The organism is Arthrobacter sp. (assembly GCF_030540645.1).
Taxonomy (GTDB): Bacteria; Actinomycetota; Actinomycetes; order Actinomycetales; family Micrococcaceae; genus Specibacter.
Window position 1 is genome coordinate 1 of record NZ_JAUNVV010000019.1, and the last position, 13,137, is coordinate 13,137.

Genomic DNA, 13,137 nt, shown 5'->3' on the forward strand with positions numbered 1-13,137 from the left:
GATCGGGGTGTGGCGCAGCTTGGTAGCGCGCGTCGTTCGGGACGACGAGGCCGCAGGTTCAAATCCTGTCACCCCGACCAAATAGAAGCAGCGACATCCATTGGATGTCGCTGCTTTTCTCATTCCTGCCCAGGACCGGCGCACAGTATGCTGCAATCGGCGCAATCGGCTTCCCGGCGCCGCGGCCACGTGCTCCAAAAACGCATACACTCCGGCACATCCAGGGCCTCCGCGCCCGTATTCATGTACCTGAAGTTGGCTCCTACACCGGGGCCAATCTCCAACACAGTCTCCGGCAGATGGGCAAAGACCTACCGTTTCCGCCCATCAAGCAGTCATTCCGAAGGTCCGCCCGCCAGTGCAAGGCCGAACGCATTCGCGTGGCCTCGCAGCGCATTCATGTGATATTCAATGCCGCCTTCATCACCGTTCATGGTGCTGATCCTATGCCTTGCCAGCCCACCAGGACCCGTAACGGCTAGGATGGAGCGCATGAGTGACACACTTCCCCCTTGCCCCGTCTGTGCCTGTGAATACAGTTACGAGCTGGGAGAGCTGCTCGTTTGCCCTGAATGCGCCAACGAATGGTCACCCGATCAGGAGACCGCCGAGACTGAGCAGGCAACTATCGTCAAGGACGCCGTGGGCAATGTCCTAGCCGATGGAGACACCGTCAGCATCGCCAAAACCATGAAGGTCAAAGGCAGCCCGCAGGACCTAAAGATTGGAACGAAGGTCCGCAACATCCGGCTGATCACCCCTGTCAACGGGCACGACATTGATGCCAAGGTGGACGGCTTCGGCCCGATGAAGCTCAAGTCAAGCATTGTCAAAAAGGTTTGATCCTGTTTAGGCATCTGCTGGTAGGGATGTTGGGGTGACTTCTTGGTTTGAAGCGCTGCCGGCCTTCATGGTGGCGCTATTGATCCTCACCCTGCCCGGTGCCGCAGTGTTGACAGCACTTCGTGTGCGCGGGCTCATGGCTTTTTGCCTGACACCAGCCGTGTCAGTTTCCGTGCTCGCCGTCAGCGCCGTCGTGGCACCTGTGATCCATTTGCCCTGGAACATCCCTGTGGTGCTGCTGGGCACAGCCATTGCCACCGCAGCAACTTGGGCAGCCCACCGCTTCATCCCCGTCCTCGGACTTGCTGCACCGGCATCCGAGGGAAAGCCCGGGGCAGGAATTGGCGCTGCCACCTTTGGTGTTCTCACGGCTTTGGCAATGACGACGGCGTTGCTCACCCTGGTGGCTGTCAACCCTGAACAGTTCACCCAGGGATACGACTCGGTGTTCCACTTGAACGCGACCGCGTACGCCGTGAAGACCTCCAACGCCTCCTCGTTTGCCATCTCTGGTTTCATCCTGCCCACAGTCAAGACGGCCTTTTATCCTGGAGCGTGGCACGGGCTGAGCAGTTTGTTGGTGATTCTTACCGGTATCAGCATTCCGGCGGCCACCAACATTATGTGGCTGTCAGTGGCCGGAGTGGTGTGGCCGTTGAGTTGCGTGTTCCTCACCCGCATATTGTTCGGCACCCGCCCCCTGTTGCTGGTTTGCGCAGGAGCCCTTGCTGCCGCCTTCCCGGCGTTCCCCTGGCTGCTGTTGCAGTACGGCTCTGCCTACCCGAACTCGCTCTCAAATGCCCTGGTCCCTGTCGGCATCGGCCTCGTGTTGCTGATTATCCGGCCCGCTGCCCACACCGGGCTGGAACCAGCCCGGGCGTTGGCCGTGGTCGTACTGTTCCTTCCAGGGGCCGTCACGGCACAACCTAATGGTGTGTTCAGCATTCTTTTGGTGTTGACACCGCTGCTTGGCTACCTTTTATATGCATGGCTGCGTACTGGTTTTGGACGCTCCCACCGCCACGGCTGGAACCGCGTGCTCGTGCTGATCGCCACGCTGACAGCCGTCGCCGTCGCCCTGCTGGCCTTGCCGCAAATCCGCAGCCTGTTTAACTACACCAGCCCAGCATCTCTTTCCTTTCCCTTGGCACTGCTGCGTAATTTCACGCACGCACCAGCACCGATTTGGTTCCCGGCGTTGGCACTGACAATTCTCGTCTTGGTGGGCGTACTGACGGGCTTCCGACTACCTGGACTGCGATGGCTGCCAGCATCGCTCCTTTTACTGTCCTTCACCTACCCACTTACAGCTGGCACGGATTTTGCGCCAGCCAATATCGCCATGGCCCCTTGGTGGGACAATCCCGAACGCGTTGCAGCCCTCATGCCACTGCTTGCCGTACCGCTGTCAGCGTTGGGCTTCGTGCGCTCACTTGACTGGCTCAGAGTCCGGTTCCCGGCCGTCTTCGCACGCCCTGCCCGGTGGAAGCAGAACGGGAAGATGAGCGCTGCGGCGGGCCTCGTCGTCGTCCTTGCCTTCAGCAATCCCGGGTTGTGGCAGATGAAGGGCCAGGTGGGCATCATGTACAACGTGCCGGCCGAGCCTGACGGGTTGGCGCAGGTGGACGCCCATGAACTGGCTTTGATCCACCGGCTGGACAGCTACACCACCGCAAAGGACGTCATCGCCAACAACCCGTACAACGGATCGGCGCTGGCCATGGCCCTGGCCAACCGGACAATGCTCTTCCCCTACAGCTCACAGGGGGATTTAAGTCCGGATCTGTACACGCTGCGTTTCTGGCTCAATCGGATCGGCAGCGACCAGCAGGTGTGCGCTGCGGCGAAACGCCAAGGCGTGACGTACCTGCTGGACTTTGGCACCGACTATATTCCTGCTTTCAACGACCCGCGTTCGCTCTACCCCGGAGTAACATTGGCACCTGACTCCGACGCGTTTACACTTATTGCCAGCGATGGTCATGCCCGTCTATTCAAGCTCACTTTATGTGGCGGGGTAGCAGTGCCATGACAGTTTGAGTAGGTGCGCAGAATACCGTGTGACAATTTCTGTTATGTTTTGACCAAGGGTATCTTGATTCGTCCCTGATTCATTTCCCATCCACCCCTATAGTTGAGCCAACGGCTCAACTACCAGTATGCGAGGAGCAGCAGCGTGGGCAGCAGTTTTGGTGACCGACTAAAACAAGAACGTTTGTCACGGAATCTGACTCAGGGGGAACTGGGCGGGGAATTCTATTCCGCCAGCTACATATCGCTGCTGGAAAACGCTCATCGGGAACCCACCTCCGACATCATCCGCCAGCTGGCAAGCCAACTTCAGCTGACACCCTCTTCCGTGGCCGAATGGGCCCACACTGTCTCCGCCGAGGAAAGCGAATGCCTGCGCCTGTCACTTTGTGCACGGCAAAGTTGGGACACCCGTGACTACCTTGGTGCCGCCACCAACGCGAAGCTGGCCGCCGAGTACGCCTCAGCCAGCAAGGATCCTGTGACGTGGTGGAACATGACGTATCTGGCAGCCAATTCGCTGATGCAACACGGGGAGAACGCCGAAGCAGTCAGCGTACTCAAGTCCTTGTTGGCTCACCCCCTGACCACCGAAAGTGACGCACTGTCATTGCGGGCAGAACAGGTCATGGGAGCAGCGATGTTGTCTCAAGGCTCCTTGCAAGAAGCAATTTTCCACGCAACTAAGGCCGTGGAAATAGGTTCAGGGGACAGCTCCGAAGAATTTGACGCCTACCTCATGGCGTTGCAAACACTCATTGGCGCCCTCACGGAAGCCGGGCGCCTCAACGAAGCATGGACACACGCGCTGGTGCTCGCCGCCGCTGTCACTGACGAGACCCCCACTCAGCTGGCTGGGGAGATCCACTGGGTCATTGGCAATGTCGCCTTCATCCGCCATGACATCCGCGCAGGTCTTGAGCACCACGCAAAAGCGGGGCGGCTGCTTTCCCCGGCAACTGACCTTTCCCGCTGGGCCCAGTTCAACAAGGCGACCGCATGGGTGCGGTTGATGGCCGGCGTGGTGGATCATGGCACGCTGCAGGCCATTGAACGCAGCGAGTTGGCGCACTCCGTAGTAGGTGCCACGGTAAGTGAAATGTTGGAGGTGTCGTTGCTGCGTGCCCGCTGGTACTACCTCAACGGTGAACTGACTGAAGCCCTCGAACTACTTGAGCGCATTCAAGCGCAAAAAGATGAGCTGGCTCCGCATATTGCCGGGGACAGCGCCTTGCTTCACGGCACGGCGCTGCAAGCCGCCGAATGTCCCGTCGAGGCCGTATGCGCCTATCAGCAGGCGTTGGACAGCTATGTTCAGGCTGGCGCCATGGACAGGGCAGAAGTGGCCAAGCAGCACTTGGCAAGCCTTCAAGGTAGCGACGTCTAACTTCGCCTGCTAATTCCGCCGAACGCAAGCCTGCCCAGTGGTACCCATTTTTCAGACGAACGTGGCGCCTGTCAGCCGCTCAAAGGCCTCAACGTAGCGGGCGCGGGTGCGCTCCACGATTTCCACGGGCAAAGCTGGCGGTGCAGTGTCAGAGGACCTGTCCCAGCCTGATTCCGGGCTGGCCAGCCAGTCACGCACAAACTGCTTGTCAAAGCTGGGCTGCGCCTTGCCAGGTGCCCACAGCTCGGCGTCCCAAAAACGCGAAGAGTCGGGGGTCAGTACTTCATCCCCCAGGGTAATAATGCCGGTGGCCGGATCAGTGCCAAACTCCACCTTCGTGTCAGCCAGAATAATGCCGCGGTCCCGGGCAATTTCCTCGGCGCGGGAGTAGATCTCCAACGTCAGGTTGCGCAGTGCCGAAGCAGCGTCAGCGCCCACCGTTTCGACCATGGTTTCGTAGCTGATGTTCTCATCGTGTTCACCCACCTCAGCCTTCGCCGAAGGAGTGAAGATGGCTTCCTCCAAGCGTGAACCGTCGCTTAACCCAGCTGGCAACGGCAGGGAGCACACGGTCTGTGAGGTCCGGTATTCCAGCAGGCCAGAACCTGTGAGATAGCCGCGGGAGATGCACTCAATGGGGAACATTTGCAGCTTTTTGCACACCATGGCACGACCAGCCACTTGCGCAGGCACACCATCTTCGACGGTGGTAGCCACCAAGTGGTTTGGTACGTTCAGCTGCTCAAACCACCACAGGCTCAAACCGGTCAGAATCCGGCCCTTGTCAGGAATCTCGCTGGCAAGCACATGGTCAAAGGCACTGATGCGGTCACTGGCAACCACCAGGACTACGTCGTCGCGGCCAGCGAACGGGCTTCCAAGTGACGGGGCCTCGACAGTCTGCTCCGGGCTGGGGACGTAGAGATCGCGAACCTTGCCCGAGTAGATGTGTGTCCAACCGGGCAAGGCAGTGGCTGTGGGGATAGCAGAATTCATCGGTCGGTTTGTCCTTATGGCTGTGAGGCGGTGTCCGCCACGTTGATTTCTCCGCGTGCGGCCTTGGCCGCAATGTCCGTGCGGTACTGACCGCCTTCAAGGGAAATTTGCTCAATGCCTGAGTAGGCCCTTTCGCGTGCATCCTCAAGGTCAACTCCCATGCCGACCACGGCGAGCACTCGGCCACCCGCACTGACAGTGTTTCCGTCCGCATCGGCACCTGTTCCCGCGTGAAGCACGTGCACGCCGTCGAGCCTGTTCGCCTTCTTAAGCCCGCGGATCTTGTCGCCGGTCCGTGGTGTCGAGGGATAGTTTTCGCTGGCAAGCACGACGGCGACAGCCGTCTCGGGCGACCAGCGCAAGTCTTCGATCTCATCGAGTTGCCCCTTGGCTGCCGCCATGAGCACGCCGCCGAGGGGGGTCTTCAAGCGGGCCAGGACGGCCTGGGTTTCCGGGTCGCCAAAGCGGGCGTTGAATTCGATGACGCGCGTGCCCCGGCTGGTCAGCGCCAAGCCGCAGTACAAGACACCAATGAAGGGGGTGCCGCGGTGCGCCATGGCGTCGATGGTGGGCTGGGCCACCCTGTCGATGACTTCCTGGACGAGGTTTGCCGGCGCCCACTCGAGCGGGGAGTACGCACCCATACCCCCGGTGTTGGGACCTTCGTCACCGTCAAAAATACGCTTGAAGTCTTGTGCCGGGGCCAGCGGGACAACCGTTCGCCCGTCAGCCAACACGAAAAGGGAGACCTCTGGGCCGTCAAGGAACTCCTCAATGACCACAGTGCCACCCACCTTGAAGCAGGACTCCGCGTGAGCCAAGGCTTCCTCACGGTCGTTCGTGACAACAACGCCCTTGCCTGCAGCCAGACCGTCGTCCTTGACAACGTAAGGGGCCCCAAAGGCGTCAAGTGCATCCGCTGCTTCCTGGACATTAACAGCAACCCTGGCCATGGCCGTGGGCACCTGGGCCTCAGCCATGACGGTCTTGGCGAATGCCTTCGAAGCTTCAAGCTGCGCGGCTTCCTTGCTGGGACCAAAAACCGGGATCCCTGCAGCCCGTACGGCGTCGGCCACTCCAGCCGCCAACGGCGCTTCAGGCCCTACAATCACCAGGTCGCTTCCAAGTTTCAACGCCAACGCCGAAACGGCAGCAGGGTCGCTGGCGTTGACGTCGTGAGTGGGCACAATGGCTGCGATTCCGGCATTGCCTGGAGCCGCGTGCACCTCGCTGACGTTGGGGTCGCTAAGCAACGAGCGGACAATGGCGTGTTCGCGGCCTCCGGGGCCAATCACTAGAACCTTCACCCTCCTAGGATACGTGGCTTCAGGCCGCCGGTTGCAAAGCGTCCAAAGGCTGTCTGGCCGGCCCGGCTGGCGGTGGGATGGAACCTACGTGTTCACGACATACTAGGACTCGCTGTTGCCGGGTGCAGATCCACTTGGTAGCTTGACCGGTGAAGTATACTACCTTGGGCACTAAAGTGCCTGCGAGTCTTTGCACTCACGACTTCATTTCTCCAGGGGGACACACCATGCAAGTAATCAAGCGCGCCTTCCTTCGGCGCACTGCAGCGACTTGCGCCGCAACTGCCGTTCTGATCGGTGGCACCTTCACCGGGGCCGCGTCGGCGGCACCATCCCCTGATCCCCCCATGATCTCAAGCTCGACGGCGGCAGCACCGGCTCCGGCAGCCACTGCACCAGCCACTGCACCAGGCGCCTCATTGCCGCCCGGGCTGGATACCGCACTTGAGCGCGACCTGGGCATTAGTGTCGAAGAATTCAACAGCCAAAGTTCCTTGGCCGCCACTGCGGCAGACATACAAGCGAAGGTTGTCGCCACAGATCCTGCGGCCGTTGTGTCGCTCGACGGCGACACCATCAACGTCCAAACAACCGCACCGGACGCTGCCAAGGCTGCGGCCGGTAGCAGCAAGGTCGCCGTTACACCGCCGCCTTCAAAGCCTGCTGTGCCTGCTGAGCTTGCTGTTCCTTCAGTGCCTGCTGTGCCTTCGTCCAGCAAGGGTGTTGCCACAGACGTCGATTCGTTGTTCACCGACTACGTAGCCAGCTTTGGCGCCGCAAACCTGCAGTCGATCATGATCAACGCCGACGGCAAGTTCGTCATCCGCACCGGCGATATAGCAACCACCAGTCCCATGACGACGCAGCGTTCGTTCAAGCAAGCCGCCAAGCCCTCCCCTAACGAGTTCGCCGCCAAGTACACCAATGTGGTGGTTGAGCCTGCACAAGGTCCTGCCGGTGCGTTGGCTGGCGACCTCGTCAATGGCCAGGGCTACATCGCGCTTGACCCTGCAACAGGCGCAGGTGGCTTGTGCAGCATTGGCTGGAACGGTTTCAACAAGGGTGGCGCCCCTGCCGTCATTTCGGCAGGTCACTGCTCGAAGGACGGATCGTTCCCTTTGGCCGGCCTGACCAATCCTCTGAAGGACACCGCAGTCACGGGTGGTCCCAGCACAGATTTCGAAGCAACCGTGCTGTTGGGAACCTTTGGCTTCTCGCAGTTTGGTGGGCCCGGAAACTCACCGGCGATCGATCCTTTTACGCAAAACCCTGGCAACATCGGCACGGACGTCTCCGTCATTGACGTCATCGATACGGAGCTGACCCAGCTGCCCAAGGTCACCGACTGGAGCACCCCCGCTTCCCCGAAGGACTCCGGCCCCCTGGTGACTGGCGTTTCCGATGCCGTTATTGGCACCCCCATCTGCAAGTCGGGACGCACAACTGGCTGGTCCTGTGGCATTGTCAGTGAAGTTGGCGCGTTCCTGGTCGGCGGCAAGAACTACCCCCAGGATCCCAACGCCCCCAAGCCCGGTGAAGACCCGGAGGATATCCGCGCCGTGCGAGGCTTTACTTCCACAAACCTCAAAGCCGCCGAAGGCGACTCCGGTGGGTCCATCATTGCCGGCACACTTGCAGTCGGCGTGATCAGCGCCGGCGGGGTCGACGCCGGCGGGAATGCGATCACCTACGGTGTTTCACTCACCGACGCTTTGAAACACACGGCAGGCTATTCCGTGCAGATCTTCCTCAACGCTCCTACGGTCACCACATCCGGGCAGGTCTTCCGCTCCACCGACGTGAAGGGCAGTCTCCCAGGCGCCCCCGCGGGCACCACAGTCTCCGTCACCATTGACAAGAAGACCACCGAAGCAGCCTTGGCTGCCAACGGCACGTGGACGGTGAAGGCTCCCAACGCGTTTGGCACCTTCGCCGTCACTGCCCAAGCCAAGAATGGCTACAGCACCTCAGCGACCACAACAGGCTCCGTTGAAGTCATCAAGCAGACCCTCGCTTCCCCGGCGATCACGGCACCCGCCCAAAACGGCACGGCAACTGCCCCTGTCATAAGCATCAAGGGCACCGGCAAGCCCGGCGCGACCATTGAGCTGACTGGCGATGTCAGCGGCACAGCAATTGTTGGCGGTGATGACACCTGGTCATTCAAGGTGTCCCCCGGCTTGGAAGTTGGCCACTACTCGGTTTCGGCCAAGCAGACACTAGAGGACTGGAACTCCTCCACGCCTGCAACCAATCAATTCAGCGTGGTTCCGGCGGCCCCGGCGCCCACCACCCAGACCCCGACAAGGGCACCGGCAACTCCACCTGCCTACAACGGCAATCTTGCCAAGACCGGGGCCTCCAGCTCAGTGTTTGTAGTCGGCGGTGCCGGCGGACTGCTGCTGTTGGGTGGAGTAGCGTTCCTGTTGCTCCGCCGTCGTTCGACCAAATAACAGCAGCCGCACTAAGCTGTAGTTTGATCATCGCAACACCCTGAAGAAGTGGGTCCCGTTCACCATGAACGGGACCCGCTTCTTTCCCACCTCAAGCAAGGGAGTCACCATGAACAGCAAGGTATTGGCGTCAGCTCTCCTCGCTGCCTCCCTGACAGGAGCACTCGGTATGAGCGCATGCTCACCCGGCCAGGATTCCCAATCACCGTCGGCAAACCAATCCACAAGCGCCACGGACACCAACGCGCTACTGCTGCTCAATGAGAGCCTTCGCGCAAAACTAGGCACGACTTACTCCGATTCTTGGATTGAAGACAACAAACTCCATGTTGCCGTCACCACCGAAGCGGCCGCGACGGTCGTGACAGAGGCGGGGGCTGTCCCCAAAATTGTTGCCCTTGACGCCGCAGCGCTGGAGTCGGCCCTGCAGGCAGTTTCGGCATGGCAGGCCACCCTGCCGGACGGACTGGATGCCGCCATCCACAAGCTCATTCCCGACGGGCGCACGGGTACACTGACCATCTTTGTCGCCCCCGATCATCTCGACGCCGTCGCCCAAGCCGCGGCCGCCGACAAGCCCGCCGGGTCGGTGCCCCTTGTCATCAAGGCCTCCACCGGTCTGGCAACGCCGCTGTAGTGGCTAAGATGACACCATGATTCATACTTTCAGGGCGCACGACGCCGTTGAGCTCGCCGTCCTGGAACGCAGCGGGTTTGTGGAGTCCGTGCATATTGGCTCCGCTGTGGTTGTCGCCGGAGACGGCTCCGTGGTCACCGAGCTCGGCGATATCACCGCGCCGATCTATCCGCGCTCGGCCAGCAAGCCGCTTCAGGCCTTGGCGTCCATGCAGTCCGGGGTTCCGCTCCGTGGAGTCCAAGTGGCCATCGCCGCAGGCAGCCACCGCGGCTCCCTCGAACACATGGACGTGGTCGCTGGCATGCTCAAGGCCGCGGGCCTGAGCGAAAAGCACCTTGGCTGCCCGGCGGCCTGGCCAGGGGATTCCACAGCCCGTGCCTGGATGGTGCGCACGGACCGTGAAAAGTCCAAGTTGGCCATGAATTGCTCCGGCAAGCACGCCGCATTCCTGTGGGCGTGCGTTGAAAACGATTGGGATCTCTCCGGCTATTTGGAGCCGAATCACCCCATGCAGCGCTCAGTGCGCACCGTCCTGGAGGAGTACACCGGCGAAACCGTACGCCACACCGGTGTTGACGGCTGCGGCGCACCCGTTATGGCCTGCAGCCTGACCGGCCTCGCCCGCGCATTTTCTTCCCTCGCCAAGGCGCCCAGCGATAAAAATGCGAACGCACGCGCCGCCACCATCGCCACTTCCATGTTGGACTATCCGTGGGCAGTTGAGGGACACGGCCTGCCCAACACCGTGGTCATGGAGGACCTCGGCATTTTGGCCAAAATGGGTGCCGAAGGCGTGCTTGCCATGGCCACGCCGTCGGGTGCCAGCGTTGCCGTGAAGATCCTTGATGGCAACGGTCGTGCCGCGACGCTGGTGGGGCTGACCTTGCTGGCTGCATCCGGCGCGGTGGACATTCCCGCCGTGGCACAGGTTCTGGCAAAAGTGGTTCCTCCTGTCATGGGCGGCCACTCCCGTGCCGGCAGCCTGCGTCTGGGCCAAGCCGTCACCGCTTTGCTTAATTGACGTGCTGAACTGATCCGCCCGCGCCTATCCGCCACCAGCACGTAAGGAGCCTTCCATGACTGCCAGACGACGAATAGACATCACTGAGGGCCAGGCTGCGCTGGCTGCATGGCGCAGCGGTGACCGCGCCCGCCCGGTCACCGCCATGGCTGTGCGCTATTCCCTGGAGGAGCTCGCTGCACGCACCCCCGGGAACTCGGTGGAGGTGCGCGTCCCACCCTTCGGCGTCACCCAGTGCATCGCCGGACCCCGCCACACCCGTGGCACCCCGCCCAACGTGGTGGAGTGCGACGCCGAGACGTGGCTCGCGCTGGTGACCGGCGGTACCAGCTGGAGGGACGCCGTCGAACGCGGCCTTGTGGCTGCCTCCGGTTTACGCGCGGAACTATCCGCCGAACTCCCCTTTTAGCGAACCCGGAGTCCTCCCGCACTGGCTCCAAGGTTGGGCAGGTACCCTAGAGGCATGACTTTCCAGCATGAAAACACTTCCGGAGCGCCCCGCAAGCTGCACGTGCGCCGTGCCCCGAAATACGTCCCGTTCCTGATCGCGGGCGGGTTGGCCGGTGTTGTCACAGCCGCCATGTTCACGTACTTGCTCCCGGCGAATGAGAACTTTGAGGCGTCCAGCGTGTTTGGTTTGTTTACCGTCCTACTGGTGCTGCCAGGCGTGGGACTCGGTGCAATCGTGGCCCTTGTCCTGGATTTCCGCGGCCGACGCCGTACCAGGACGCTGCTTGCGCAAGCCCTCCCGGATGATGAGGGCAACGCCGCCGCGGAAACTGCTTAGCGCACCGTCCGCTCCCCCTCCCGCAGCCGGAAGCATAACCCAGGTCACAATCGGTTAGTGTCACAGCCATTACGTGAGATAATTTTTTTGTGGCACGCGGAGACGGAAAACTATCCCATGATCTTTTACCCGGCGAAAAGGGACCTCAGGACGCTTGTGGCGTTCTGGGCATCTGGGCACCCGGTGAAGAGGTTGCAAAACTAACCTATTACGGGCTGTATTCACTGCAGCACCGTGGACAAGAATCGGCTGGCATCGCGACAAGCGACGGCAAGCGGATCAGTGTGTACAAAGACATGGGGCTCGTATCCCAAGTCTTTGACGAACCCACACTCAACACCCTGACCGGGCACATGGCCGTTGGCCACTGCCGGTACTCCACCACGGGCGCCAACAACTGGTCCAACGCCCAGCCCACCCTTGGCGCAACAGGCAGCGGCACTGTCGCCCTGGCGCACAACGGCAACCTCACCAACTCCGCTGAACTGCATGAGCTGGTCCTGGAACGCTACGGCGTTCCCACCTCAGGCGAAATGGCGCAGGGCAACACCACGGACACCGCTCTCGTCACCACCTTGCTCAAAGGCAAGGAAGGCCACTCCCTGGAGGAAACGGCCATGGAGCTGCTGCCCAAGATCCACGGAGCGTTCTCCTTCGTCTTCATGGACGAGCACACCCTGTACGCTGCCCGCGATCCTCATGGAGTCCGCCCGCTGGTGCTGGGCCGGCTGGAGAGCGGCTGGGTAGTTGCCTCCGAAGGCGCAGCCTTGAACACCATCGGCGCCAGCTTCATTCGTGAAATTGAGCCAGGCGAATTCATCGCCATTGACGAAGAGGGCGTGCGCACCCAACGCTTCGCACCTGCCACCCCAGCTGGCTGCGTTTTTGAGTACGTTTACCTGGCCCGCCCGGATGCCACCATTGCCGGCCGCTCGGTGTATGAATCCCGCGTGGAGATGGGCCGCCAGCTGGCCCGTGAAAACTACGCCGACGCAGACCTGGTCATTCCGGTTCCGGAATCCGGCACCCCGGCCGCCATTGGCTACGCCGAACAGTCCGGCATCCCCTTCGCCCACGGCTTCGTCAAGAACGCCTACGTGGGCCGCACCTTCATTCAGCCCAGCGAAACGTTGCGCAAGCTAGGCATCAAGCTGAAGCTCAATGCGCTCGAATCAGTGATCCGCGGCAAGCGCATCATTGTGGTGGATGACTCCATTGTGCGTGGCAACACCCAGCGCGCCGTGGTGCGCATGCTCCGGGAAGCCGGAGCTGCGGAAGTCCACGTAAAGATTTCCTCCCCGCCTGTGCGCTGGCCATGCTTCTATGGCATCGATTTCGCCTCCCGTGCCGAGCTGATCGCCAATGGCGCGGCAGTTGATGAAATTGCCAAGTCCATTGGCGCCGACTCGTTGGCGTACATTTCCGAAGATGGCATGATCGACGCCACCCTGCAGCCACGCGAACGCCTCTGCACGGCCTGCTTCACGGGAACGTACCCCATCGAACTTCCCAGCAGCGACCGCTTGGGCAAGAACCTGCTTGAGCGCACCGTTGCCGGCAACGCCACCCCCTCCACCGGATGCGATCCGGGACCGGACGCGGAAATGGAAAGCCTCCTGACCGAACAAGACCGCACCGCACCCAACGGTTCCTAAAGCACCCGCAAGAAAAGAGA

General features: G+C 61.3%; 11 protein-coding genes and 1 tRNA gene. 10 read left to right on the forward strand and 2 right to left on the reverse strand.

Translation table 11 applies throughout. The annotated features are described in order from the left end of the window. Window positions 1–3: 3 nt before the first annotated feature. The 4 genes from Q4P21_RS05560 (at window position 4) to Q4P21_RS05575 (ending at window position 4,261) form a co-directional block, all read left to right on the forward strand. Window positions 4–80: transfer RNA gene (locus Q4P21_RS05560), tRNA-Pro, on the forward strand. Window positions 81–492: 412 nt separating this feature from the next. Further along, complete coding sequence (locus Q4P21_RS05565; RefSeq protein WP_303387820.1) at window positions 493–843, forward strand: zinc ribbon domain-containing protein YjdM; 351 nt, start codon at window positions 493–495, stop codon at window positions 841–843. Window positions 844–877: 34 nt separating this feature from the next. After that, on the forward strand, window positions 878–2,875 hold the full coding sequence (locus Q4P21_RS05570; RefSeq protein ID WP_303387821.1) for a DUF6541 family protein: 1,998 nt from the start codon (window positions 878–880) through the stop codon (window positions 2,873–2,875). 144 nt (window positions 2,876–3,019) lie between these two features. After that, entirely contained in the window at window positions 3,020–4,261 is a 1,242-nt protein-coding gene (locus tag Q4P21_RS05575) for a helix-turn-helix domain-containing protein (RefSeq protein ID WP_303387822.1), read from the forward strand. A 51-nt stretch (window positions 4,262–4,312) separates the two neighbouring features. Here Q4P21_RS05575 and Q4P21_RS05580 read toward each other — a convergent pair whose 3' ends face one another. After that, a complete protein-coding gene (locus Q4P21_RS05580; RefSeq protein ID WP_303387823.1) occupies window positions 4,313–5,257 on the reverse strand; it encodes a phosphoribosylaminoimidazolesuccinocarboxamide synthase in 945 nt (314 codons plus the stop codon). A 14-nt stretch (window positions 5,258–5,271) separates the two neighbouring features. Further along, entirely contained in the window at window positions 5,272–6,564 is a 1,293-nt protein-coding gene (gene purD / locus Q4P21_RS05585) for a phosphoribosylamine--glycine ligase (protein ID WP_303387824.1), read from the reverse strand. A 227-nt stretch (window positions 6,565–6,791) separates the two neighbouring features. On the opposite strand from purD, the gene Q4P21_RS05590 reads away from it, so the two are divergent. The 6 genes from Q4P21_RS05590 to purF all read left to right on the forward strand — a co-directional run bounded on the left by Q4P21_RS05590 (window position 6,792) and on the right by purF (window position 13,117). Continuing rightward, window positions 6,792–9,017 (forward strand): LPXTG cell wall anchor domain-containing protein, encoded by a 2,226-nt coding sequence (locus Q4P21_RS05590; protein ID WP_303387825.1) that lies wholly within the window; start codon window positions 6,792–6,794, stop codon window positions 9,015–9,017. Window positions 9,018–9,126: 109 nt separating this feature from the next. After that, complete coding sequence (locus Q4P21_RS05595; RefSeq protein WP_303387826.1) at window positions 9,127–9,654, forward strand: hypothetical protein; 528 nt, start codon at window positions 9,127–9,129, stop codon at window positions 9,652–9,654. Between the two features lie 16 nt (window positions 9,655–9,670). Further along, window positions 9,671–10,675, forward strand: a complete 1,005-nt coding sequence (locus Q4P21_RS05600; RefSeq protein ID WP_303387827.1) for an asparaginase — start codon at window positions 9,671–9,673, stop codon at window positions 10,673–10,675. Window positions 10,676–10,730: 55 nt separating this feature from the next. Further along, on the forward strand, window positions 10,731–11,084 hold the full coding sequence (locus Q4P21_RS05605) for a sterol carrier family protein (RefSeq protein ID WP_207345793.1): 354 nt from the start codon (window positions 10,731–10,733) through the stop codon (window positions 11,082–11,084). 54 nt (window positions 11,085–11,138) lie between these two features. After that, on the forward strand, window positions 11,139–11,462 hold the full coding sequence (locus Q4P21_RS05610; RefSeq protein ID WP_303387828.1) for a hypothetical protein: 324 nt from the start codon (window positions 11,139–11,141) through the stop codon (window positions 11,460–11,462). Window positions 11,463–11,551: 89 nt separating this feature from the next. After that, window positions 11,552–13,117, forward strand: a complete 1,566-nt coding sequence (gene purF, locus Q4P21_RS05615) for an amidophosphoribosyltransferase (protein WP_303387829.1) — start codon at window positions 11,552–11,554, stop codon at window positions 13,115–13,117. Window positions 13,118–13,137 lie beyond the last annotated feature (20 nt).